The sequence below is a fragment of the Dietzia maris genome, assembly GCF_036287335.1.
Lineage (GTDB): Bacteria > Actinomycetota > Actinomycetes > Mycobacteriales > Mycobacteriaceae > Dietzia > Dietzia cinnamea.
This window is the reverse complement of sequence record NZ_CP143053.1, coordinates 535,257-558,551: the sequence shown is the minus strand read 5'-3', so window position 1 is coordinate 558,551 and position 23,295 is coordinate 535,257. Positions and strand designations below refer to the sequence as shown.

Here is a 23,295-nt window from a genome sequence, read left to right as displayed (position 1 = left end):
TGTCGTGTCCGCCCCCCGCCCACCGGGCCCCAGGATCTCGCACCGGCCGCGCCGCGTGGCCGCGTTCTTCGACCTCGACAAGACGATCATCGCGACCTCGTCGGTGTTCGCGTTCAACAAGTCGTTTCTCGACGAGGGCCTGCTCTCCCGCCGGTCGGTCATCGACCTGGCCTACACGCAGCTGGCGTTCAGCCTCTCCGACGCCGACGACGAGCAGATGCAGAAGGTACGCCAGGCCATGGCGACCGCCACCAGGGGCTGGGCGCCCGAGCAGGTCGAGCGGATCGTCACCGAGGCGCTCACCGAGAAAGTCTCGCCCACCGTGTACGCCGAGGCGCAGGAACTGCTCGCCGAACACCGCGCGCTGGGCCACGACCTGGTGATCGTGTCCGCGTCGGGCGAGGAACTGGTCGCGCCGATCGCCCGCATGCTCGGGGTGGACCACTACGCCGGCACCCGCATGAACCGCGACGAGAACGGCCGGTACGGCGGGGAGATCGAGTTCTACTGCCAGGGCCCCGGCAAGGCGGAGGCCATCCGCGGGTTCGCCGACCGGTACGGTTACGACCTCGACGCGAGCTACGCCTACTCCGACTCCTCGACCGACCTGCCGATGCTCGAGCTGGTGGGCCATCCGACGGTGATCAATCCCGACCGCGCGCTGCGCCGCGAAGCGCTCGAGCGGGGTTGGCCGATCCTGACGTTCTCCAACCCCACCCCGCTGCTGCCGACGCTCGAGAGGGCGACGGGGCCGATCGTGGGTGTCGGAGCCATCGTCGTGGCGATGAGCGCGGCGGCCGCCGCGTTCGCGCGTGGTGCGAGGCGGGCGGCGCCGTAGCTGCACGGCCCGGTGCGGTAGATCCGCCGACGCCCCAATCACTCATCGTGGGCCGCGGACGGAGTCAGAAGCGATAGCCGGATCGACCGAGGAGTCGGCGGGTTCTTTGGGGGTTCCCACCATCGCCCCGGCAGGGTGCTCGACGGCATGCTCAAGGCACGGTGGTGAGGACGCCAGGACCGCGACGGAAGAGAAGTCACGGCCCCCCGCCTGATCTACCGTCATCGACGTTCGGAAACCCACGCGACGGATAACGCCCGAGAGGCAACACCAGCCGTGGGTCCGCGCCAGCCGTCACCGACGGTTGTCCCGGGCCGGCGACACGGCGGACGACAGGACGCTTGGTACCCGGATCTCTCGATGAACCGCAGTGAGTTGGCGGGTCGGCTTCGGCCGACCCGCCGTTCGCGTGTCAAGCCAGTGCGCCGTGCGCGCGCCAGACCCGACCCGCCGTTCGCGTGTCAGGCCCCGGCGGCATCGGCGATCGAGGTGGCCTCACGAGCCCCCGCCTCCAGCGCCTTACAGCAGTAGAGGATCCAGGCGGCGACGCCTTCCTCGGTCCCCGCCATGAAGCCGGCGACGGCGGCGCGGTAGGCCTCCGGGTCGCGGTAGAAGGTCACCTCGGGCACGCCCAGGCAGTGCGGGTCGAGGCCGGTGGACACCGCGACCAGCCGGAACGCGGCGCGGGCGACGATCCCGTCGGCCGAACCGAACGGCGCGAGCCCGGAGAGTTCCCCCAGCACGACCGCGGCGAGCACCGGTGCCGGCACGCGCGTGCCGCCGGTGACGAGCCCGGCCAGGCCCTGGAGTCGCTCGGCCACGCCATCTCCGGCGCGGGGGCGGCCCAGCGTCTGCGGGTCGACGTCGGGCCGGGCCGCGGCGAGGAGATGCAGGTGGGCGAGCTCCTGCAGCGGCGAGCGGGTCCACACGGCGACGGCACGATCCAGGGACTCGCCGGTGAGTTCACCGGCGACCCGCAGGGCGCCGGACAGGATCTCGTCGGGCTCGCCGTCGCTGTCCAGACGGACGGACGCGCCCTCGACTCCGGCGGAGGCGCGGGCCCCGCGCAGGACCGATTCGGCGGCGGTGGTGGGCCATCCGCGGCGGTTGGCGGGGTGCCGGTGCACCGCGGCGAGGGCGTCGCGGGCGGTGTCCGCGGCCTCGGCCACGCCCGGCAGGGCGGTCAGCGGGGCGAGCGGGTCGGGAGCTGCGGAGGTCACGGGTCGAGGTTACCCATCGGGTCACAATCGGCCGACACAGGCAATTTTCAGCTGCCTCAACCGGTGTGGAGCTGGTGTAATCACCTCCACCCGGTCGGGGCCCGCGCCGGCACCGCCCGCCCACCCTCGACACCCCGGAGATCCGCGTGAACCTCAAGGACCAGCTCGACGCACTGCTCGACGCGACCGCCTTCGACTCGACGGGGGCCAAGATCGGCGCGGTGCGCCAGGTCTACGTGGACGACGCCAGCGGCAAGATCACATTCGCGGCCGTCTCGACCGGCATCTTCTCCGCCGACGCGATCGTCCCCCTCCACGGGGCGCGGCTCCTCGACGACGAACTCCACGTCGACCACACCCGCGCCGTCATCCGCGACTCCCCGCGCCCCGACAACACCGAGGACGCCCTCACCCCCGAGCAGGAGGCCAAGCTGCTCGAGTACTACGGCATCGAGACGCCCACGCGCCTCCGCGGCACGGCCGCGCAGTCGTCCGGTCCGGCGGCGGGTGCGGCGACGGGTGAGGCCGGAAAGCCTGCGAAGGGCGACGGGAAGACCGCGTCGACGGGCGCCGCGAAGGAGACCGCGGGCACCGGCGGGGGTGCGGAGGCCGCCGCCGAGACCGCCGGCGCCGGTGAGAAGGCCGCCGCCAAGACCGCCGGCGCGGGCGCGGAATCCGCCGCCAAGGCCGCAGGCGCGGGCGCGGGCGCAGCGAAGGACGCGCGGAAGGACGGAGACGCTGCCAACGCCACCGCGACGCCGAGCGCGGACAAGAACACCGCGACGCCGGGAGCGGCCGAGGACGCCGCGGCGGACCCGGCGTCGGCGCGCCGGGACGGTAAGGGGTCGACGACGACGAGGTCGACCGACGGCGATGAGACCGCCGACTCCCCCGCGCCCGCGAAGGCCTCCGGCCCGGGCCCCGCGGCCCCGGCCGCGGACCGAGACGATGAGACCGGCGCCAAGGGCCCGGAACCGCGTCGCGGCTGATGGCCGTAGGCGGGATTCCCCCGTCATACCCCCGCGGGTGGGTTGCCCGACACGACGGGGTGCATGTGACTACGCTCACAGGCATCGGTCCGGTCACGTCCGCCGTGGCGAGCCCGGCCGTCCGTGAAACCTCATCCCCGAGAGAGAGCCGCTGATGACCGCTCCCGAGCACACCCCGTCTTTCGCGCCCGATCCCGACTTCGCCGCCCAGGCCAACGCGCAGGCAGACCTGTACGACAGTGCCGCGAACGACCGTCTGGCGTTCTGGGAGGAGCAGGCCCGTCGTCTCGACTGGGACACCGAGTGGTCCGAGGTGCTGGACTGGTCCGACGCCCCTGTCGCCAAGTGGTTCGTCGGCGGCAAGCTCAACGTCGCCTACAACTGCGTCGACCGACACGTCGAGGCGGGCAACGGTGACCGCGTCGCCATCCACTGGATCGGCGAGCCCACCGACGACGCCCGCGACATCACGTACGCCGAACTCAAGGACGAGGTCAGCCGGACCGCCAACTACCTCAGCTCGCTCGGCCTGGTCGCCGGCGACCGGGTGGCGATCTACATGCCGCTGCTGCCCGAGGTCTACATCGCGATGCTCGCGTGCGCGCGGCTGGGCCTGACCCACTCCGTCGTCTTCGCCGGCTTCTCGCCCGCGGCCCTGCGCTCGCGAGTCGACGACGCCCAGGCCAAGCTCGTCATCACCGCCGACGGCCAGTTCCGCCGCGGCAAGCCCGCCCCGCTCAAGGCCGGCGTCGACGACGCCCTGGCCGGGAACCTCGAGGGCGTGGACGGCCCCGCCGAGTCGGTGGAGAACGTGCTCGTCGTGCGCCGCACCGGCCTCGACGTCGAGTGGACCGAGGGACGCGACGTGTGGTGGGACGAGGTCATCCCCGAGCAGTCCACCGAGCACGCCCCGGAGGCCTTCGACTCCGAGCACCCCCTGTTCCTGCTCTACACCTCGGGCACGACCGGCAAGCCCAAGGGCATCGTCCACACCTCCGGCGGGTACCTCACCCAGGCCGCGTACACGCACCACAACGTCTTCGACCACAAGCCCGGCGAGGACGTCTACTGGTGCACGGCGGACGTCGGCTGGGTCACCGGCCACACCTACGGCGTGTACGCCCCGCTGGCCAACGGCGCCGAGTGCATCGTCTACGAGGGCACACCCAACTCCCCCGACGAGCACCGCCACTTCCAGATCATCGAGAAGTACGGCGTCTCGATCTACTACGCGGCGCCGACCCTGATCCGCACGTTCATGAAGTGGGGCAAGGAGATCCCGGCAGCCCACGACCTGTCGTCGATCCGCCTCCTCGGTTCGGTCGGCGAGCCGATCAACCCGGAGGCGTGGCGCTGGTACCGCGAGAACATCGGCGGCGGGAAGGCCCCCATCGTCGACACGTGGTGGCAGACCGAGACCGGCGCGATCATGATCTCGCCGCTGCCGGGCATCACCGAGACCAAGCCGGGGTCGGCGATGCGACCCCTTCCCGGGATCTCGGCGGCGATCGTCGACGGGGACGCCAAGGAGGTCCCCGCGGACGAGCAGGGCTTCCTCGTTCTCACCGAGCCGTGGCCCGCGATGCTCCGCGGCATCTGGGGCGACATGGAGCGCTACCGCGACACCTACTGGTCGCGCTTCGCCGAGGAGGGGTACTACTTCGCCGGTGACGGCGCGAAGTGGGACTCGGACGGCGCCCTGTGGGTGCTCGGCCGCGTCGACGACGTCATGAACATCTCCGGCCACCGCATCTCGACCTCCGAGGTCGAGTCGGCGCTCGTCGGTCACCAGGCGGTCGCCGAGGCGGCCGTGGTCGGCGCGGACGACGAGACCACCGGTCAGGCGATCGTGGCGTACGTCATCCTGCGCGGCAACGTGGGCGCCGAGGAGGATCAACAGAAGCTCATCGACGAACTGCGCGCCGAGGTGTCGCGCGAGATCTCCCCGATCGCCAAGCCCCGCGACATCACGATCGTGCCCGAGCTGCCCAAGACCCGCTCCGGCAAGATCATGCGTCGACTGCTCAAGGACATGGCCGAGGGCCGCGAGGGCGGCGACACCTCGACCCTGGCGGATCCGACGATCATGGACCAGATCCGCGAGAAGGGCACGCGCGGTTGACCGGGTAGCGGGTGAAGGCCGCCACGTGACGTGGCACGATGGACGACGGTGCAGCCGTCGCCGGACAATGGAGGAACAACCGTGAGCCACGCCCAGGGAACGCACAAGCCGACCGAGGCCTCGATCCCCCTGCACGACGCGGACTCGATCGGCCGGGGCGACGCCAGTATCGGCACCCTAGTCAAGAACGCCTCGACCCACGTCTCCACGCTGATGCGGGCGGAGATCGAGTTGGCGAAGACCGAGATCACCGAGCAGGTGAAGAAGGCCGCCACAGGGTCCGGGTTCTTCGTGGCCGCTCTCGTGCTCCTCCTGATGTCCTTCTTCCCGTTCGTGTTCATGTGGGCGAAGCTCATCTCGCTGTGGTTCGGCACGCAGAGCTGGGACTGGATGGGCTTCCTCATCGTGTTCCTGGTGCTCGTCCTCCTGGCCGCGGTGTGCGGACTGCTCGGGTACCGCAAGGTCAAGAAGATCCGCAAGCCGCAGCGCACCATCGACTCGGTATCGGATCTCAAGCTGGCCATGCCCAAGGGCACCGAGCCGCAGCGTCCCCACACGGTGCGGATCACCAGCACGCCCGAACCCCCCGTGCGCAACTGAAAACGCCCGCTCACAGGCCGCCCGACCCGTCGATCGTCAGGATCGACGGGTCGTGGCGGCATCGTGACGTCTCGGCCAACGGCATCCGCCTGCACGTGGCCGAGGCGCTCCCCGCCGACGCCGTCGCCGGGGAGTTGCCGCCGCTGGTCCTGCTCGTCCACGGTCTGAGCGGGATCTGGTGGACGATGCGCGCTCCCATGCTCGCGCTGGCGGAGGCGGGCTTCCACGCCGTCGCCGTCGACCTGCGCGGTCACGGCGACTCCGACAAACCGCCGCGCGGCTACGACGCCTGGACCCTGGCGTCTGACATCACGAATCTCGTGCGGGCGCTCGGCCATTCGTCGGCCGTCATCGTCGGGCAGGGCGAGGGCGGCTTCTATGCGTGGACCGCCGCATACCGCCGGCCGCGCGCGGTGCGGGGCCTCGTCGTCGTCGGATCCCCGCACCCACTCGCCACCCGCCGCGCCGCCCTCCGTGACCGCCACCAACGTCGCGCGCTCGTGCCCCGCTTGGTCGCGGACCAGGCGCCCCGACTGCCCGAGCGGCGCCTCACCCGCGACGGGGCCGCAGACGTCGAGGAGATGCTCCGCCGCCGCTCCGGACCCGCGTGGCCGGAGACGGACGACTTCCGGGAGACCGCGGAGCTGCTCCGCCGGGCGATGCTCATCCCGAAGGTCGCGCACCTGTCGCTGGAGAGCCGTCGCTGGATGGTGCGTAGTCAGTTCCGCCCCGACGGCCGCGACTTCCGCCGGGCCGTCTCGGGCGTGCTCTCGCAGCCCGTGCTCGGAATCAGCGGCGCCGAGGACCGCTTCATCCTGCCGGAGACCGTCCGCTCGTCGTCCGCGTGGGCGCCGGACTTCAGCAGCGAACTCGTCCCCGGCGCCGGCCACTACCCGGTGATGGAGGCCCCGGCGGAGACGTCCCGCCTGATCGTCGACTTCGCCCGCCGCGCCACGCCGTCCTGAGCCTGCCCGAGGAGCGCTCCGCCCCCGCGAGGCTCCGGCTCGGCCGCGGCCGAGGAGCTCGAAGATCACCGTCATATCGGATTTGGTCGTAACTATCGTGGTAAAACGGCCTCCGGAGCAACGTGGCTACGTCCACAAGCTCGCTGATCACGTCCAGATCGCGGTGCGGGAATGGCGCGGGTGCAGGGATGGCGCGGGTGCGTCAGCGGACCCCGACGCAGGGACCCGTCGGCACGGCGCCCGGCGCGTCGACCGCCGCCTGCAGTTGCGGCAGGACCTGCTCGACGGTCAGCGCGTACCCGGTGTCCGCGGCGTCCATCGCCGCACCGAACACCACTCCCACGACCTGCCCCTCGGGCGTGATCAGCGGGCCGCCCGAATTGCCCTCGCGGACACTGCCGCGCAGGATGTAGACCTCGCGCTCGACGGTCTGTTCACGGTAGATGTCCGGCCCGCGCAGGGTCACGCGCTCGCGGATCCGCGCCGCGTCGGGGCGGTACGGCCCGTTGCCGGGGTAGCCCACGACGATCGCGTTGTCTCCGGTGCGGGCGCGGCTCTCGGCGAACGGCAGGACCGGCGCGTCCAGCCCGGGCACGCGCAGGACCGCCACGTCCACCGAGGAGTCGTAGACCACGACCTCGGCGTCGAGCTCGTCGTCGCCCGAGACCACGCTCACCGAACCGGTGCCGGCCACGACGTGCGCGTTGGTCATGACGAGCCCGGGCGCGGCCACGAAGCCGGAGCCCTCCAGCGCGCGGCTGCACGACTCGGCCCGGCCACGGATCTTCAGCACCGACGGCTTCACCCGGGCGACGACCTCCGAACCGGCGAGCACGGGATCCGGCGGCGGCACCTCCTGCAGCGGAGTGGTGCCGAACGGGCCGAGGATGTCCGGGAACCCGGTCGTGCCGAGGACCTGGGTGAACGCGGCCGGGATCCGCTGTAGCTGCTCGGGGGCGACGTCGTCGATCTTCGCCAGCACCGTCGAACCCCGCACCGCCTTACCGGGCCCCGGGCCCTCCTGAGCGGCGATGGGCACGGCCACCAGCCACGCCACCAGCAGCATCGCGGCGGATTGGAACACCGCGCCCAACGTGCTGTCGAGGAGTCGGGCGCCGGTTCCGGAGATGTAGCGTCGGGCGGCGCGGCCGATGGTCACACCGGCGACCTGCCCGATGATCACCATCACCGCGATGATCGCCAACCCCGCCACCAGGCGACCCAGCGCCGAATCGACCTCGCGGACCAGGTGCGGCGCCACGAGGAGTCCGGAGGTCGCACCGATGCCCACGCCGAGCAGGGCGAACCCGGAGGCGGCGGCGCCGTTGATCCAACCGGAGATCGCGGCGGCGGCGGCCAGGGCGAACAGGGCGAGGTCGAGCCACTGTGAGCCCGTCACCGAAGTCCCCTGCGGGGGTTGTCGGCGGGGAGGTCGAGGGGCTCTTCGCCGTCGGGGGCCGTCTCGACACCCTCGCCGGCCCCGGCTGCGTGCCCGGACCTCACCCCGGGCACTCCGGCGACGGTGCGGTCGGCCAGAGGATCCGCGGACTCGCGCCGGGCCTCCTCCGCCGACATGCGGTGCTGCTCGCCGTTGCCGGACGCGGCCAGGGTCTTCTCTAGATCGCGGATGTCGTCGGTGTCCCACTCCAGGTCCCAGCCGGCGGAGTGGAACATCGCGGCGAGGATACCGGCGGTGAAGCCCCACACCACCAGATCGTCGTGCTGGAACGCGGGGCCGGTCCACCCGGTGGTGTGCCGGAGCAGGAAGCGGTTGGCGGGATCGAGCAGCTCGTTGACCGGGACGGTCATCACGCGCGCGGTCTCGCCCGGGTCCACCACGCCGACCTCCATCGGCTCACGCCAGTACCCCAGCACGGGCGCGACCGAATAGTTGGACACGGGGATGTACAGCTCGGGCAGCACGGCCAGGACGTCGACGCCGGCCGGGTCCAGGCCGGTCTCCTCCCACGCCTCGCGCAGGGCGGCCTCGACGGGCCCGCTGTCGGTGTCGTCGACCCCGCCGCCGGGGAAGGAGATCTGCCCCGAGTGGTTACGCAGGGTCGGCGCGCGATGGGTGAGCAGGACCCGCGCGTCCTCGGGCGGCTGCGGGCCGGGCGCGTCCGGTGAACCCGAGAACAGCACCAGCACGGCGGCGTCGCGGTGCGGGCGACCGACCTCGTTGGGCCCGCGGTCCTCGGGCGGGCGTCGCCGCGGCAGCAGCCCGTCGAAGCTGCCGTCGGTGCACGCCGCCATCAGCGGGTCCATCCACCCCGGATACGGGACGCCGGTGACGTCGCCTGGCCGGGGCGCGTGACGGCTCGCCGGGTCGTTCGTGGTCTCGCTCACGCGGTCACCCCCAGGTGCTCGGCGACGGCGTCCAGCACGTCCTGCTCGCTGTCCATGGGCTGCACCAGCACGTGGGCGACCGTCCCGTCGGCCCGTACGAAGAGGGTGAGCGGCAGGACGGGCGGCGCGCCGAGCACGGTGGGGAGCTCCTCGTCGTGGTCGGAGACCGACACGAGTTCGTCGATACCGAGCGCGCCGAGGGTGTCGAAGCCCTTGGTCTCGGACGGGTCGGTGTGCGAGATGACCACCCGGACGTCGTCACCGAGCGTGGCGGCCGCGTCCTGGATCGCGGGCAGCTCGCGTCGGCACGGCTCGCACCAGTAGGCCCACATGTTGACGACCATGGGCTTGCCGGCCTGGATCTTGCCGAGCGTGGTGGTGGAGCCGTCGTCCATACACCGCACCATGAGGCCGGCGACGGGGCCGGTCGTGGTGGCGGGCGCGGCGCTGTCGCGGCAGGCCGGCAGGTCGGCGGTGGCGCGGGTCCCGGCGTCCACGACCGTGTGTGGCTCGTCCGCGGGCGGGCCTCCGATCGGCGGCGCCCCGGGGGCACCGGCGGGGGGAACGGTGGGGGCGGCGGTGGGGTCACCGGAACCGTCGCCGGAGTCACCGAAGGTGGTGAGGAGGGCGACGACGACGCCGACCAGCGCCACGAGCGCGACCAGCGACCACCGGGTGGAGGCACTCACGCGTATTCCCCCAGTCCCACCAGCTCGAGGAGGTGATCACGCTCGGGTCCCGCCACGAGGCGGGCGGCCGCGACCGGATCGAGCGGGCCGGCCTCGCCCGCGGACGGGCAGTCGTCGGCCAGGACACACGCCCCGCAGGCCGCGGTCCGCGCGTGGCACACCCGGCGACCGTGGAAGATGATCCGGTGACTCGCGTCGGTCCAGGAGGTCCGGGGCAGCATCTGCGACACCTCCCGCTCGATGCGGACCGCGTCGGTGGCGTCCGTCCACTTCCAGCGGTTCACCAACCGGATGAAGTGAGTGTCGACGGGCAGCCCCGGGATGCCGAAAGCGTTACCCAGCACCACGTTCGCGGTTTTGCGCCCGAAGCCAGGGAGGGTGACCAGGTCCTCGAGCCGCTGCGGCACCTCGCCGTCGTACCTCTCCACCAGGGCCGCGCCGAGGCCCTGGATGCTCCGCGCCTTGTTGCGGTAGAAGCCCGTCGGGCGGATGAGCTCCTCCAGCTCCTCGCGGTCCGAACCCGCGTAGTCCGCCGCTGTCCTGTAGCGGCGGAACAGCGCCGGGGTGACCTCGTTGACCCGCTTGTCCGTGCACTGCGCGGACAGAATCGTGGCGACGGAGAGCTCGAGCGGGGTGGTGAAGTCGAGCTCGCAGTAGACGTGCGGGAACGCCTCCTCGAGAGTGCGCAGCATGCGCCTGGCGCGCCGGGTGCGCCCGAGGTCGGTTTCCACCCCCCTCGCGGCCACCCCTCGTCTGCGGCGCTTCACGGCTGGAGCGGGGTCGGGCATGAGTCCACATTACGGCTCCGCCTGCCCACGGCGCCGCGCCGCTCCGGACGGGCACGTGTGCGGCCGCGCGGTCGGCGGTGGATAATCATGGGCATGCAGGGAATCCTCGTCGTCCTCGTGCCGGTGCTGCTCGCCGGGTTCGCGCTTCTCATGGACCGATTCGAGAACGCGATCCTCGCCGAACCCGAACAGATCGAGGCCTGAATCATCCCGCTGACCGCGCGTCGACCACACCTCGACGCGTGAACGACTACAGTGGCTTTCGCCACACGCACGCCATGGCGCGGACGAGCATGTCCCCGCCCGAACGGAGGGTCACAGACTGTGACGATTGATCGCCGCACGGACCAGTCTGCCGACGACGTCCTCACCAGTGCCGGAATCTTCCAGGGTGTGGAGCCCGCGGCGGTCTCCGCTCTGCGTGCCGATCTGACCCGCGAGGAGTACTCGAAGGGTGACGTGATCATCCGCGAGGGCGAGCAGGGCGACAGCCTGTACATCGTCACCTCCGGGAAGGTGAAGCTGTCCCGCAAGGCGCCCGACGGCCGCGAGAACCTGCTGTCCATCCTCGGTCCGTCGGACATGTTCGGCGAGCTGTCGATCTTCGACCCGGGCCCGCGGACCTCGTCGGCCGTGTGCGTCACCGACGTCACCGTCCAGGCCATGGACCGCTCCGCCCTCAAGCGGTGGATCGCCGAGCGGCCCGAGATCTCCGACCAGCTGCTGCGCGTGTTGGCCCGCCGCCTGCGCCGCACCAACAACAACCTGGCCGACCTCATCTTCACCGACGTCCCCGGTCGCGTGGCCAAGGCCCTGCTCCAGCTGGCGCAGCGCTTCGGCACGCAGGAGGGCGGCAACATCCGCGTGACGCACGACCTCACGCAGGAGGAGATCGCCCAGCTCGTCGGCGCCTCCCGCGAGACGGTGAACAAGGCGCTGGCCGAGTTCGCGCACCGCGGCTGGCTGCGGCTCGAGGGCAAGAGCGTCATCATCTCGGACACCGAGCGCCTGGCCCGCCGCGCCCGCTGACGCTGGTCGGGCCGGCTCAGCCCCACCCGTCGCGGCCCACCCCGGACCCCGTCCGAAATCCGCTACCCGGACTCCGGATCCGCTACCCCGACATGGGTAGCGGATCCCGGGTCGGAGTAGCGGATTTTCTCTATCAAGCAGAGTTCGGGCCGAGCCCGAGTCGTTCCTGCCGCCACATCTCCTCACGGACTCGACGGACGATCGCCCGGGGATCCTGCAGGTCCGCCCACGTCCACCGGATCACCACGTATCCGGCGTCCTCCAACTGGGCCTGCCTGCGCCGCTCGGCAGCCCAGTTCCGGCGGATCTCCTCCGGTTCCGTCCCGTACTTGCCGAAGCCGTCCGCCTCGCCGATCAGGCGCCACTGCGGCCAGAAGAAGTCCACCCGGAACCTCTTGCCTCCGCGCACCGCCAGCCGCACCTGCAGCTCGGGCTCCGGCAGCCCCGCCATCACCAGGATGAGCCGGATCAGCGTCTCCAGCACTGACTCGGCCAGCCCGGAGGTCCGCTCGGGCAGGGCCCGCGCCCGGGAGACGCCCGTTCTCCCCTTCGCCGCCTCGGCCTCCACCTGCAGGTCGAACCGGGTGCAGAGGCCTCGGCGGATGGCCTGGTCCGCCGCGCACACCCCGCTCTCCAACCCGGACGTCCGGGCCACGTCGACGATCGTCCGGGCCGGCGAGGTCACCGGTATGCCGTCGAGCATTTGCACCACCCCGTCGAGCGGCAGGTTCGCGACGATGAGCGCGGAGCTGCGACGACTCCCGCCGCCCGCGCGGTGACGAGTGGCGGTGGGACGATCGAGCACCATCCCGTGGAGCGGTAGCCCGTGCAGGGCCAGCGCCGAGGCGTGGGAGAAGACCGTCCCCGGTTCCACCGCTCGCGCTGCGGCCGCCGTGCGTTCGACGAACACCCGGCGACGCCGCTCATAGGCGGGTTCACCGGGCGATCGGCCGTCCGGGCCGGCGTCGTCCGCGGCGTGAGCGTAGACCCCGGTGCGGACACGTCTGAGCTCGCCGTTCGCGATCAGCCGTGCGATGTCGGCGTGGGTCAGGCCGCCCCTCGCCAGATCGGCGTACGTCGACAGGCGGGTGGGGCGGTTCCGGGCGGGTGTCGAGGTGTTCATGCGGACATCGTCCCGCCGGTGTCGCCACGTCCCGGCGGTTCAGGGCCTCGCGGGCCGGCCTCCTGTGGAGACGCCCGGCCCTGTGGACAACGCGGGTCGACACCCCGGCCCATCACCCCGCCCTCCCCGAGATCCGCTACTCCCACTGGGGATCCACTACTCCTGTGCGGGTAGCGGATCCGGAGGGCGGGTAGCGGATACGGGGTGGGGCAGGCCGGGCCGGCGCCCCGGGCAGGCCGGCCCGGCTCAGGCCTCCGCGTCAGGGCGGTCGAGGCGGTCGAGGTAGCGCAGCGCCACCTTGGTCGACTGCTCGGCCACCTTCAGCAGGAACGGCGTCACGTCGCGGTAGATGTGCTGCGTGATCGCCTCGGCGGAGGCGTCTCGGCCCAACTCGGCCCGCGCGGCGATGATCTGCTCGAGCCGATCGCGCCGGTGCTGCCCGAGGACCTGCGCGGCGCGGCCGGTGTTCTCGACGTCGGGCCCGTGGCCGGGGATGCCGATCACCCCGTCGGCCCGCGCGGCGAGCAGGTCCATGCTGCCCAGGTAGTCGCCGAGATCGCCGTCGGTCGAGTCGAGCACGGTCGAATCCCTGCCGAGGATCGTGTCACCGAGGACCACGCAGTCCGGCCGGGCGGTGAACCCGGCGCCCGCGGGCCGCACCTCGAGGCTGACCGAATCGGCCGTGTGCCCCGGCGTGCCCACCGCGGTGATGTCCAGTCCGGCGGCGTGGATCACCTCGTCGTCGTCGCCGTCCGTCACCAACGGTGCGGCGTCGCGACAGAACCGTTCATCGACGGCCCGGACGGGGGCGGTGGTGAAGGCGCGCAGGTGATCGATGCCGTCGGTGTGGTCACCGTGGCGATGGGTGACGACGACGAGCTCGATCTCCCCCACGATCGCCGCGATCCGCTCGGCGTGCGCGCGGTCGTCGGGCCCGGGATCCACCACCACGCAGGTGGGCGACCCGGGGGCCCGCAGGACGACCGTGTTGGTCCCCTCGAAGGTCATCTCGGAGGGGTTGTCGCAGAGGATGACCCCGGACAGGTCCGTGACGGGCCGGAGCGTCTCGTACGCCGGGAAACTGATCGGGGTCAGTCCTGCGGACATGGCTAGACCTCGACCTCGACGACCAGCTCGACCTCGACGGGCGCGTCGAGCGGCAGCTCGGAGACGCCGACGGCCGAGCGGGCGTGGACGCCGGCGTCGCCGAAGAGCTCACCGAGAACGTCGGACGCACCGTTGACCACCGCGGGCTGCCCGTTGAAGCCGGGCGCCGAGGCGACGAAGCCGACGACCTTGACGATCTTCACCACGGCGTCGATGCCGACGAGCGCGTCGACGGCGGCCAGCGCGTTGAGTGCGCACGTGCGCGCCAGGTCGGCGGCCTGCTCGGGGTCGACCTCGGCCCCCACCTTGCCGGTGGCGGCCAGCGTGCCGTCGACCATGGGCAGCTGGCCCGAGGTGTAGACGAACGTGCCCGCCCGGACGGCGGGGACGTAGTTGGCGACCGGCGGGACGACCGTCGGCAGCTCTACGCCGAGCTGCTCGAGCTTGCGGCTCCAGTAGCCCCCGGACTCGGGCTCGGGCATCAGAGCCGTCGCTTCATGTAGGCGACATGCTGCTCGCCCGTCGGGCCGGGCAGCACGGAGACCAGCTCCCAGCCGTCGCTCCCCCACTGGTCGAGGATCTGCTTGGTGGCGTGCGTCAGCAGCGGCACGGTGACGTATTCGAACCGGTCTGTTCCGGTGGATTCGCTCATGGGCCCCACTCTAGGTAAGTGACGAGCGTCCCGCGCGCGGTGGTGTGAGCGCTTAGTGTGGGGGCCATGCCGTCCACTGAGAACCCAGGTACGCGGTCGACACGGGCGACCATCGCCGATGCGCTGTCCACCGGATGGTCGGACAGCTCCGAGCGGGCCGAGTTGCACTACGTGTCCGGGAAGGGCGGGACGGGCAAGACGACGGTCGCCACCTCGCTCGCGCTGGCCCTCGCCTCGACCGGCAAGCGCGTACTACTGGTGGAGGTCGAGGAGCGCCAGGGCATCGCCCGGACCTTCGACCGCGAACCGCTGCCCTACAGCGAGGAGCTCGTCGCGCGGGTGGACGGCGGCGGCAAGGTGTTCGCGCTGGCCATCGACATCGAGTCGGCGATGCTCGACTACCTCGACACCTTCTACCGCCTCGGCGTGGTGGGCAAGGTGATGAAGTCGGTGGGCGCCATCGAGTTCGCCACCACCATCGCGCCCGGCCTCAAGGACGTGTTGCTCACCGGCAAGATCTACGAGGTCGTCACGCGCGAGCACGCCAAGCGCGAGGTCGTCTACGACGCGGTGGTCGTGGACGCGCCGCCCACCGGCCGGATCGGCAAGTTCCTCGACGTCACCACCGCGATGGCCGACCTCGCCGGCGGGGGCGGACCCATCCGGCGCCAGGCCGAGGCCGTGTCCGAACTGGTGCACTCGCCGAGGACGGTCGTGCACCTGGTGACGCTGCTGGAGTCCCTGCCCGTGCAGGAGACGCTCGAGGCGATCGACGAGCTCAAGAGCCACGGCCTGCGTGTCGGCCAGGTGATCATCAACCGCGCCGAGACGCGGCACCTGGACGACGAGGCGCTCATGCGGATCGCCGAGGAGGACATCGACGCCGAGGCGGTGCGCGCCGGCCTGGACGAGACCGGGGTGGAGGTCGACGACGAGGGCTTCGAGGGGCTGCTGGTGCAGGCCATCGAGCACGCCCGCGTCGCCCGCGGGCAACTCCGGGCGGGCGAGACGCTGACGTCGGCCGCCTGCCCCACCCTCGTCCTGCCGGCCCTGCCCCACGGGGTGGAGGTCGCCGACCTGTACGACCTCGCCTCCGCCCTCGTCGACCAGGGAGTGCACTGACATGACACGTCGTCTCGACATCACGGCCATGCTCACCGACCCCGCCACCCGCGTTGTGGTGTGCACCGGCGCCGGCGGCGTGGGCAAGACCACCACCGCCGCCGCGGTCGCGCTGCGGGCCGCCGAACTCGGCCGCGACACGGTCGTGCTGACGATCGACCCGGCCCGCCGCCTCGCGCAGGCCCTCGGGATCGACGAGCTCTCCAACGAGCCCGCGCCCGTCCGGCTGGGACCGGACACACCCGCCGACGCCGGGTCGCTGCACGCGATGATACTCGACATGCGGCGGACGTTCGACGAGCTCGTCGTGGCCAACACCTCCGAGGAGAACGCCCGCGCCATCCTCGACAACCGCTTCTACAAGACCATGGTCACCTCGTTCGCGGGGACCCAGGAGTACATGGCCATGGAGAAGCTCGGGCAGCTGCTCGACGACTCGGCGTGGGACCTCGTCGTCGTCGACACCCCTCCCTCGCGCAACGCCCTGGACTTCCTCGACGCCCCGCGCCGACTCGGCGCGTTCCTCGACAGCCGTCTCATGCGCCTGCTCTCGACCCCCGGGCGCGGGGTGGGGCGCCTCGTCTCCGGCGCGATGAGCACCGCCATGCGCGGGGTGTCGGCCGTGGTGGGCTCGTCGATGCTCAAGGACGCCTCCGAGGTCGTGGTGGCACTGGACTCCACGTTCGGCGGCTTCACCACGCGCGCTGCCCGGACCCAGGCGATCCTGCGCCGCAAGGGCACCGAGTTCCTCGTGGTCTCCTCCGCTGAGCGGCCCGCGTTGCGCGAGGCCGCCTACTTCGCCGAGCGACTGGCAGAGGAACGCATGCCGCTCGCGGGCGTCGTGGTGAACCGGACCCACCCGCGGCTGACCGACCTGAGTGCCGAGCAGGCCTGCGCGGCCGCCGACCGGCTGAGCGGCCGGAACGCGGAGGCCGAGGCGGTCCTGCGCATCCACGCCGACCGGGCCGGCACCGCCAAGCAGGAGCTGCGGCTGCTCGAGTCGTTCACCGACACGCATCCGGACGTGCGGATCGTCGGCGTGCCGTCGCTACCGTTCGAGATCTCCAACCTCGAGGCGCTGCGCTCGGTGGGCGACCAGCTCTGCGGCTGACCGGGGCCGGGATACGCGAACGCGGCCCGCGTCAGATGTCGCGGGCCGCGTCGGGTAGCCGGTCGGGGTGATGGGTGACGACGCGAGGGGGCGTCGACGCCCGGGGCTGAGCTGACTCAGTAGGCGGCGGAGTGCCGCTCGATCTGCTGGGCGAAGAAATCGGCCCAGGACCGCACCTCGGGATGCTGCTTGAGCAGGGCACGTCGTTGACGCTCGGTCATCCCGCCCCACACGCCGAACTCGACGCGGTTGTCCAGCGCGTCCGCCCGGCACTGCAGGAGTACCGGGCAGTGGCGGCAGATGGAGGCGGCCTTACGCTGGGCGGCACCGCGGACGAACAGCTCGTCGGGGTCGATGTCCTTGCAGCGGGCTTGGGCGACCCATTCCTGGCGCCCCTCACCGATGATGACCTCCTCGGAGCCGAGGGGGTTGCTTGAGCCGGGGCGGACCCCGTTACCGGAGGAGCGGGTGGTCCCGGGGAGGGTAGCCGTCATCGAAAAACCCCTAGTCTGTGTGAAGGCGTGGGCGGGTTCACCGCACACGCCTCCGGCCTTCTGAGCCCGCCCGGCGCGGCGGGCTCACTGTGTACGCGGTGCGCCCGCACCGGGGTCGGAGGAGATCGACCCCATTTCGGTCCGGAACGTCCCGCGTTCCCTCATATTGTTACCGCAGTCACACAACAGAAGTAAAGAGTTGACACCGGAACCCTGCTCACGGGGTGGTCCGGCGGAGCCTGTCACGTACTCTGGGCGCGTGTCGGCTATGAGTTCGCTGGGAAAGCTGGTCGCGACCTGTGTGGCGGCCGGGGTGGTGGCGGCGGGCTCGCTGTTCCCCATCGCGGGCGCGGCCGGTCTCGCGTCCAACAAGATGGCCGACTCCCTGGCCGGGACGTCCGCCGATCTCATCAAGGGCGACCTGCCCTCGATCTCCACGGTCACCGACGCCGGCGGGCAGCCCATCGCGTGGCTCTACGACCAGCAGCGTGTGTTGGTGCCCAGCGAGGAGATCTCGCCGCAGATGAAGCTCGCGATCATCGCGATCGAGGACCGACGATTCGCGGATCACAACGGCGTCGACTGGCGGGGCACCATCCGGGCGGCCCTGACCAACGCCACCTCCGGAGAGGTCGAGCAGGGCGCGTCGACCATCGACCAGCAGTTGGTCAAGAACTACCAGTTCCTCGTCTCCGCCGAGAACGACGCGGAACGTCGTGCCGCCGTGGAGACCACCCTCGCCCGCAAGATCAAAGAGATCCGGATGGCGCTCACCCTCGACGGGGAACTGAGCAAGGACGAGATCCTCACCAAGTACCTCAATCTGGTCTCGTTCGGCAACGGCGCGTTCGGCGTCCAGACGGCCGCCCAGACGTACTTCGGCGTCGACGCCGCGGACCTGACGGTCCCGCAGGCGGCGATGCTCGCGGGCATGGTGCAGTCCACCAGCCGCTTCAACCCGTTCACCAATCCCGAGGACACCAAGCAGCGCCGCGACACGGTGATCGACACGATGGTCCAGACCGGGGCGATCACCCCCGCCGAGGGCGAGCAGTACATGGCCGAGCCGCTCGGGGTGCTCGAGCGGCCGAACTCCCTGCCGCGCGGGTGCATCACCGCGGGCGACAGCGGGTTCTTCTGCGACTACGTGCTGCAGTACCTCGACGAGAACGGGCTCAGCCGGGAGATGGTCGAGCAGGGCGGCTACACGATCCGCACGACCCTGGACACGACCGTGCAGGACAACGTCCAGCGCGCCGTCGACACCTACGGCAACCCCACCGCCCAGGGCGTGGCCGAGGTGATGAGCGTCGTCCGACCCGGCAAGGACGCGCACAAGGTCGTCGCGATGGCCTCCAGCCGGCAGTACGGCCTCGAGCTGGGCGACAGCCAGACCGTCCAGCCGCAGCCGTTCTCGCTGGTCGGCGACGGTGCGGGCTCGGTGTTCAAGGTCTTCACCGTGGCCGCCGCGATGGAGAAGGGCATGGGCACCAACACCTCCCTGCCGGTGCCGCGCCGCGTCCAGGTGGCGGGCCTCGGTTCGGGCGGCGCGGCGGGTTGTCCGGCCGGCCAGTACTGCGTGGAGAACGCCGGCTCGTACCCCGCGTCCCTCCGGGTGCCCGACGCCCTCGCCCAGTCCCCCAACACCACGTTCGTCAACCTCATCAAGGACGTCGGCGTGGCCCCGACCGTCGACATGGCCGTCCGGCTGGGCATGCGCTCGTACGACCGCAAGGGCACCGCGGCCGGAGGCGACTCGATCAGCGGGTTCATCAAGAAGAACAACCTCGGGTCGTTCACCCTCGGGCCCACCGCCGTCAACGCGCTGGAACTGTCCAACGTCGGTGCCACCCTCGCGTCCGGCGGCGTGTGGTGCCCTCCCAGCCCCATCGAGTCGATCACCGACCGGACCGGAAAGCCCGTCGAGCTGAACGAGCCGCAGTGTGAGCAGGTGGTCGAGGAGGGGCTCGCGAACACCCTCGCCGTCGCCATGTCCAAGGACTCCGTCGGCGCCGGCACCGCCGCGGGTGCCGCGGCGGGCGCGGGCTGGAACCGCCCCATGTCCGGCAAGACCGGTACCACCGAGGCCAACCGCTCATCGGCGTTCCTCGGCTTCACCAACCACTACGCCGCGGCCGTCTACGCCTTCAACGACGGCACCACCACCACCGAGCTGTGCACCAGCCCGCTGCGCCAGTGCTCCTACGGCAACCTCTTCGGCGGCCTCGAGCCGGCGCAGACCTGGTTCTCGGCCTTCTCCCCCATCGCTGACGTCTACGGCCCGGTCCAGTTGCCCGCGCCCGACCCCGCCTACGAGGCCGGGACCAGTGGCGAGAGCACCCCGGACGTGGAGGGCATGAGCCAGTCCGCCGCCACCTCCCTGCTCACCAACGCGGGCTTCACCGTCAACACCCAGTTCGTCTCCGGCACCGGCCGCCCGTACGGCACGGTCATCGGCCTCGACGGCGGCACCGGCATCCCCGGCTCCCAGGTGACCCTGCGCGTGTCCGACGGATCGGGCGGGGGCGGCGGGACCTCCGGCGCCTCGGGACAGGGTGCCACCGGACCCGGCGCCGCGGTCGGCGACCAGCCCCTGGTCCTCAACGTGCCCGGCCTGGCACCCATCACCATCTCGCCGCCGCGGTAGCCGCGCCACACGCGGGCTCGCTCCCTGTTGCCACACGCGGGCTCGCTCCCGGCGGCGGCCCCGCGCGGCGTCGGTAGTCTGGGAAGATGCGTCGTCCCACACGGAAGAACCAGGCTTCGCCGACCTCCCCCGCCCGTGCGGCCGCCGTCCTCGCCGGTGCCGCCGTGGCCGGGACCGTCTACGCCAGCGGCTGGGAGCGCAACGCCTTCACGCTTCGCCGGCACACTCTGCCCCTGCTCGCCCCGGGCTCCGAGCCCCTGTCGATCCTCCACATCTCGGACCTGCACATGATGCCGGGCCAGAGGCGTAAGCAGCAGTTCGTCTCCTCGCTGGCCGAGCTGCAGCCGGACATGGTGGTCAACACCGGCGACAACCTCTCGAGCGACCGCGCCGTGCCCTCGGTGGTCCAGGCCCTCGGCCCGTTGCTCGACCGACCCGGCGCCTTCGTGTTCGGCTCCAACGACTACTTCGCGCCCGTGCCCAAGAACCCCCTGTCCTACATCGGGCTCGGCGCCAAGAAGCACTCCGCCGTGCCCCTGCCGTGGCGTGACCTCAAGGCCGCCTTCACCGAGCGCGGCTGGGTCGACGCCACCCACCGCCGCGCCGAGATCGCGGTGGACGGGCGGCGCGTGCTGGTGGCCGGCGTCGACGACCCCCACATCGGCCGCGACCGCTACGACGAGATCGCCGGACCCGCCGGGCCGGCGTTCGATCTGCGGCTCGGGCTGCTCCACTCGCCCGAGCCGCGCGTGCTCGACCGGTTCGACGCCGACGGGTACGACCTGGCGATGGCCGGACACACCCACGGTGGCCAGCTCTGCCTGCCCACCGGCGCGATCATCACCAACTGCGGCATCGACCGCTCGCGGGCCCAGGGCCTCTCCGCGTGGGGCCGGGACCTGGTCCTGCATGTGTCCGCCGGCCTCGGGACCTCCCCGTATGTACCGATCCGGACGTTCTGCCGGCCGGAGGCCACCCTGCTCGAACTGGTCGCCGTCCCCGGGGGTGGGGACGGCGGATCCGAGGTCCCGGTAACCCCGCAGCGGGAGACGGTGCCCCTGCCCGCCTGACCCGGTTTCGCGATTCCGGCCACGGGGCGCTACAGTAATCCTCGTTGTCGACCGGGGTGTGGCGCAGCTTGGTAGCGCGCTTCGTTCGGGACGAAGAGGCCGTGGGTTCAAATCCCGCCACCCCGACAATGGGAGGGCCCGGATCACGTCAGTGGTCCGGGCCCTCAGCTCATTCCCGGCCGCGCGGCGGCGGTCTACCGGTGCACAGCGCGGACGACACTCCGTATTCTCGTGGCATGACCTCCGAGACCGACGTCCAGAACGCCGCCACTTCCGGGGATTCCGCGCCCGAGAACGGCGCGCCGGTGCACCCCAATTTCGGCCGCATCACCACCACCGGCGCCGGGGACCCGACCCTTGCCGCCGCACTGCAGAAGGTCCTCGACGGGACCTGGGCGGACGCGCGCGAGTTCACCCGCGACTCCATGACCCTGGACATGCTCAATCCGATCGGGCTGACCATGGAGGAGCACCGCGACCACGTCCTCGCCCAGCTCCAGCGGCTGGCGGACTCGGGGATGCCCAAGCTCGGCTTCCGCGAGGAGGACGGCGGCACTGGTGACACCGGCGGCGCGTTGACGTCGTTCGAGATGCTCGGCCACCTCGACCTGTCGCTGATGGTCAAGGCCGGCGTGCAGTGGGGCCTGTTCGGCGGCGCGATCGCCAACCTGGGCAACGCCGAGACGCGTAAGAAGTACCTGCCCGACGTCATGTCCCTCGACCTGCTGGGCTGCTTCGCCATGACCGAGATCGGTGGCGGCTCGGACGTGCAGAACCTCGAGACCACGGCGACGTACGACCGGGAAACCGGCGAGTTCGTGGTCAACACCCCCACCCCCAGCGCCGAGAAGGCGTACATCGGCAACGCGGCCCGCGACGGCCGGATGGCGGCGGTCTTCGCGCAGCTCATCACCCACGAGGACGGCGAGGAGCTGCGCCACGGCGTGCACTGCCTGCTCGTGCCGATCCGGGACGAGTCGGGCAACGACCTGCCGGGCGTGAGGACCACCGACCACGGCCACAAGGGCGGCCTGCAGGGTGTGGACAACGGCCGCATCTGGTTCGACAACGTGCGCGTGCCCCGCGAGGCGCTGCTCGACCGCTTCGGTGCCGTCGACGAGAACGGCACGTACTCCTCCCCCATCGACTCGGTGGGGGCCCGCTTCTTCACCATGCTGGGCACGCTCATCCGCGGGCGCGTCTCCGTGGGGGCGGCCTCCGGCGCCGCGGCCCGGACCGCGCTGGCGATGGCCGTGCGGTACTCGCTGGTCCGCCGCCAGTTCGACCACCCGGAGACCGGCAAGGGTATCCCGCTGCTCGAGTACCGCGAGCACCAGCGCCGCCTCATGCCGCGGGTCGCCCGCGCGTTCGCCTACGCGTGCGCCCAGAACGCGATCATCGCCGAGCTCGACGAGTTCGAGCGGAACCCTGAGGCGTTCGACGAGGTCAAGCGGCGTGAGATGGAGACCCACGCCGCGGGCATCAAGGCCACGGTCACCGCGTTCGCCAACGACACCATCGTCGAGGCCCGTCTCGCCTGTGGCGGCGCGGGGTACATGGCCGAGAACCGCATCACCGAGCTGCGCAAGGACTGCGACGTCTTCTCGACCTTCGAGGGCGACAACGTGGTGCTCACGCAGCTCGTCGGCAAGGAGCTGCTCACCGCCTACGCGTCCGAGTTCGGGAACATGGACCAGCGCGAGACGGTGGCGTTCGCGCTGGGCACAGCCGTGGACGTGGTGCAGGAGAAGGCCCGCGCCTCGACCCTGTGGCAGAAGCTCGTCGACGCGGTGACCGACCGTGAGCACACCGATCTGCTCGACCGCGGCAACCAGCTCGAGCTGCTCGTCGACCGCGAGGAGCACCTGCTGGAGACGGTCGCCCGCCGGCTGCGCAAGGCGCAGGGCGAGGACGGTTCGGCTGCGTTCAAGGTGTTCAACTCGGCGCAGGACCACCTCCTGCAGGCCGGCCGCGCACACATGGACAGCTGGGTGTTCGCCCGCTTCGCCGAGGCCGTGGACGCCTGCGAGGACCCGGAGGCCAAGGAGGTTCTGGGGATGCTGTGCGACCTGTACGTGCTGGACATCGTCGACGCCGACAAGGGCTGGTTCCTCGAGCACAACCGTCTCACCACCGAGCGCACCAAGGCGGCCACCGCGGCGCGCAACCGCCTGTGCACGAAGCTCGCCGGTCGGGCGCGCACGCTGGTCGACGCGTTCGCGATCCCCGAGTTCGTGTTCGAGGTCCCCATGCTCACCGACGGCGGCGTCGACACGCTGACCGATGAGCCGGCGGACGAGCACGAGGTCGCGGGCCTGGCCGACTGACCTCGCGCGACCCCTTCATCGAGAAGAGCGTTCCGCACACGTTTCCCGAGGGAGGC

The 23,295-nt window shown here is 71.4% G+C and carries 20 protein-coding genes, 1 tRNA gene and 1 pseudogene; 12 read left to right on the top strand and 10 right to left on the bottom strand.

Translation table 11 applies throughout. From position 1 onward, the window contains the following. Positions 1-4 precede the first annotated feature (4 nt). Positions 5-838 (top strand): HAD family hydrolase, encoded by an 834-nt coding sequence (locus tag VYL96_RS02530; protein WP_083324205.1) that lies wholly within the window; start codon positions 5-7, stop codon positions 836-838. A 461-nt stretch (positions 839-1,299) separates the two neighbouring features. Here the strand turns inward: VYL96_RS02530 and VYL96_RS02525 are convergent, their stop codons facing one another. Continuing rightward, positions 1,300-2,058: a Fic family protein gene (locus VYL96_RS02525; RefSeq protein ID WP_061227526.1), complete on the bottom strand. Its 759-nt coding sequence runs from the start codon at positions 2,056-2,058 to the stop codon at positions 1,300-1,302. A 146-nt stretch (positions 2,059-2,204) separates the two neighbouring features. On the opposite strand from VYL96_RS02525, the gene VYL96_RS02520 reads away from it, so the two are divergent. The 4 genes from VYL96_RS02520 (at position 2,205) to VYL96_RS02505 (ending at position 6,734) form a co-directional block, all read left to right on the top strand. Then, positions 2,205-3,047 (top strand): PRC-barrel domain-containing protein, encoded by an 843-nt coding sequence (locus tag VYL96_RS02520; protein WP_131885812.1) that lies wholly within the window; start codon positions 2,205-2,207, stop codon positions 3,045-3,047. Between the two features lie 154 nt (positions 3,048-3,201). Next, positions 3,202-5,169 (top strand): acetate--CoA ligase, encoded by a 1,968-nt coding sequence (acs, locus tag VYL96_RS02515; protein ID WP_131885811.1) that lies wholly within the window; start codon positions 3,202-3,204, stop codon positions 5,167-5,169. Between the two features lie 81 nt (positions 5,170-5,250). Then, positions 5,251-5,769, top strand: a complete 519-nt coding sequence (locus tag VYL96_RS02510) for a phage holin family protein (RefSeq protein WP_131885810.1) — start codon at positions 5,251-5,253, stop codon at positions 5,767-5,769. A 95-nt stretch (positions 5,770-5,864) separates the two neighbouring features. Continuing rightward, positions 5,865-6,734 (top strand): alpha/beta hydrolase, encoded by an 870-nt coding sequence (locus VYL96_RS02505; RefSeq protein WP_197471212.1) that lies wholly within the window; start codon positions 5,865-5,867, stop codon positions 6,732-6,734. 202 nt (positions 6,735-6,936) lie between these two features. Here VYL96_RS02505 and VYL96_RS02500 read toward each other — a convergent pair whose 3' ends face one another. The 4 genes and pseudogenes from VYL96_RS02500 to nth all read right to left on the bottom strand — a co-directional run bounded on the left by VYL96_RS02500 (position 6,937) and on the right by nth (position 10,557). After that, positions 6,937-8,133, bottom strand: coding sequence for a MarP family serine protease (locus VYL96_RS02500; protein ID WP_131885809.1), 1,197 nt, complete (start codon positions 8,131-8,133; stop codon positions 6,937-6,939). 188 nt (positions 8,134-8,321) lie between these two features. Then, a pseudogene (locus VYL96_RS02495) lies at positions 8,322-8,987 on the bottom strand (NUDIX hydrolase); the annotation flags it as partial. Between the two features lie 89 nt (positions 8,988-9,076). Then, positions 9,077-9,769 (bottom strand): TlpA family protein disulfide reductase, encoded by a 693-nt coding sequence (locus tag VYL96_RS02490; protein ID WP_007629921.1) that lies wholly within the window; start codon positions 9,767-9,769, stop codon positions 9,077-9,079. Continuing rightward, positions 9,766-10,557, bottom strand: coding sequence for an endonuclease III (nth, locus tag VYL96_RS02485; protein ID WP_050797164.1), 792 nt, complete (start codon positions 10,555-10,557; stop codon positions 9,766-9,768). Before nth ends, VYL96_RS02490 begins: the two co-directional genes overlap by 4 nt. 324 nt (positions 10,558-10,881) lie before the next feature. Here nth and VYL96_RS02480 point away from each other — a divergent pair, with 324 nt between their 5' ends. After that, entirely contained in the window at positions 10,882-11,586 is a 705-nt protein-coding gene (locus VYL96_RS02480; RefSeq protein WP_131885808.1) for a Crp/Fnr family transcriptional regulator, read from the top strand. A gap of 133 nt (positions 11,587-11,719) precedes the next feature. Here the strand turns inward: VYL96_RS02480 and VYL96_RS02475 are convergent, their stop codons facing one another. The 4 genes from VYL96_RS02475 to VYL96_RS02460 all read right to left on the bottom strand — a co-directional run bounded on the left by VYL96_RS02475 (position 11,720) and on the right by VYL96_RS02460 (position 14,468). Next, positions 11,720-12,709, bottom strand: coding sequence for a type IV toxin-antitoxin system AbiEi family antitoxin domain-containing protein (locus tag VYL96_RS02475; RefSeq protein WP_061227533.1), 990 nt, complete (start codon positions 12,707-12,709; stop codon positions 11,720-11,722). Positions 12,710-12,955: 246 nt separating this feature from the next. Continuing rightward, on the bottom strand, positions 12,956-13,816 hold the full coding sequence (locus VYL96_RS02470) for an MBL fold metallo-hydrolase (RefSeq protein WP_131885807.1): 861 nt from the start codon (positions 13,814-13,816) through the stop codon (positions 12,956-12,958). Between the two features lie 2 nt (positions 13,817-13,818). Continuing rightward, positions 13,819-14,298 (bottom strand): RidA family protein, encoded by a 480-nt coding sequence (locus tag VYL96_RS02465; protein ID WP_007629909.1) that lies wholly within the window; start codon positions 14,296-14,298, stop codon positions 13,819-13,821. Next, complete coding sequence (locus tag VYL96_RS02460) at positions 14,298-14,468, bottom strand: DUF4177 domain-containing protein (RefSeq protein WP_007629907.1); 171 nt, start codon at positions 14,466-14,468, stop codon at positions 14,298-14,300. Before VYL96_RS02460 ends, VYL96_RS02465 begins: the two co-directional genes overlap by 1 nt. Before the next feature lie 66 nt (positions 14,469-14,534). Between VYL96_RS02460 and VYL96_RS02455 the strand changes: the two genes are divergently transcribed. Together VYL96_RS02455 and VYL96_RS02450 are read left to right on the top strand one after the other, a co-directional pair. Continuing rightward, a complete protein-coding gene (locus VYL96_RS02455; protein WP_007629905.1) occupies positions 14,535-15,590 on the top strand; it encodes an ATPase BagA in 1,056 nt (351 codons plus the stop codon). A 1-nt stretch (position 15,591) separates the two neighbouring features. Beyond that, the gene (locus VYL96_RS02450; RefSeq protein WP_007629903.1) at positions 15,592-16,701 is read left to right on the top strand and encodes an ArsA family ATPase; all 1,110 of its coding nucleotides are present in this window, start codon (positions 15,592-15,594) and stop codon (positions 16,699-16,701) included. Positions 16,702-16,817: 116 nt separating this feature from the next. On the opposite strand, the gene VYL96_RS02445 is transcribed toward VYL96_RS02450, so the two are convergent. Continuing rightward, positions 16,818-17,195: a WhiB family transcriptional regulator gene (locus VYL96_RS02445; RefSeq protein WP_061227537.1), complete on the bottom strand. Its 378-nt coding sequence runs from the start codon at positions 17,193-17,195 to the stop codon at positions 16,818-16,820. A 268-nt stretch (positions 17,196-17,463) separates the two neighbouring features. Between VYL96_RS02445 and VYL96_RS02440 the strand changes: the two genes are divergently transcribed. From VYL96_RS02440 to VYL96_RS02425, 4 genes are all read left to right on the top strand, one after another. Further along, positions 17,464-19,842: a transglycosylase domain-containing protein gene (locus tag VYL96_RS02440; RefSeq protein ID WP_131885837.1), complete on the top strand. Its 2,379-nt coding sequence runs from the start codon at positions 17,464-17,466 to the stop codon at positions 19,840-19,842. 86 nt (positions 19,843-19,928) lie between these two features. Then, positions 19,929-20,912 carry a metallophosphoesterase gene (locus VYL96_RS02435; RefSeq protein ID WP_131885806.1) on the top strand — a complete coding sequence of 328 codons (984 nt, stop codon included), beginning with the start codon at positions 19,929-19,931 and terminating at the stop codon, positions 20,910-20,912. Positions 20,913-20,964: 52 nt separating this feature from the next. Next, positions 20,965-21,038 (top strand) — tRNA-Pro (locus VYL96_RS02430). 110 nt (positions 21,039-21,148) lie between these two features. After that, on the top strand, positions 21,149-23,239 hold the full coding sequence (locus tag VYL96_RS02425; RefSeq protein ID WP_131885805.1) for an acyl-CoA dehydrogenase family protein: 2,091 nt from the start codon (positions 21,149-21,151) through the stop codon (positions 23,237-23,239). Positions 23,240-23,295 lie beyond the last annotated feature (56 nt).

Coding starts and splice junctions, on each gene's coding strand:
- VYL96_RS02440 (WP_131885837.1), top strand. CDS start 17,464: ATGAGTTCGCTGGGAAAGCTGGTCGCGACCTGTGTGGCGGCCGGGGTG.
- VYL96_RS02460 (WP_007629907.1), bottom strand. CDS start 14,468: ATGAGCGAATCCACCGGAACAGACCGGTTCGAATACGTCACCGTGCCG.
- VYL96_RS02425 (WP_131885805.1), top strand. CDS start 21,149: ATGACCTCCGAGACCGACGTCCAGAACGCCGCCACTTCCGGGGATTCC.
- VYL96_RS02445 (WP_061227537.1), bottom strand. CDS start 17,195: ATGACGGCTACCCTCCCCGGGACCACCCGCTCCTCCGGTAACGGGGTC.
- VYL96_RS02465 (WP_007629909.1), bottom strand. CDS start 14,298: ATGCCCGAGCCCGAGTCCGGGGGCTACTGGAGCCGCAAGCTCGAGCAG.
- nth (WP_050797164.1), bottom strand. CDS start 10,557: ATGCCCGACCCCGCTCCAGCCGTGAAGCGCCGCAGACGAGGGGTGGCC.
- VYL96_RS02450 (WP_007629903.1), top strand. CDS start 15,592: ATGACACGTCGTCTCGACATCACGGCCATGCTCACCGACCCCGCCACC.
- VYL96_RS02435 (WP_131885806.1), top strand. CDS start 19,929: ATGCGTCGTCCCACACGGAAGAACCAGGCTTCGCCGACCTCCCCCGCC.
- acs (WP_131885811.1), top strand. CDS start 3,202: ATGACCGCTCCCGAGCACACCCCGTCTTTCGCGCCCGATCCCGACTTC.
- VYL96_RS02455 (WP_007629905.1), top strand. CDS start 14,535: ATGCCGTCCACTGAGAACCCAGGTACGCGGTCGACACGGGCGACCATC.
- VYL96_RS02470 (WP_131885807.1), bottom strand. CDS start 13,816: ATGTCCGCAGGACTGACCCCGATCAGTTTCCCGGCGTACGAGACGCTC.
- VYL96_RS02475 (WP_061227533.1), bottom strand. CDS start 12,709: ATGAACACCTCGACACCCGCCCGGAACCGCCCCACCCGCCTGTCGACG.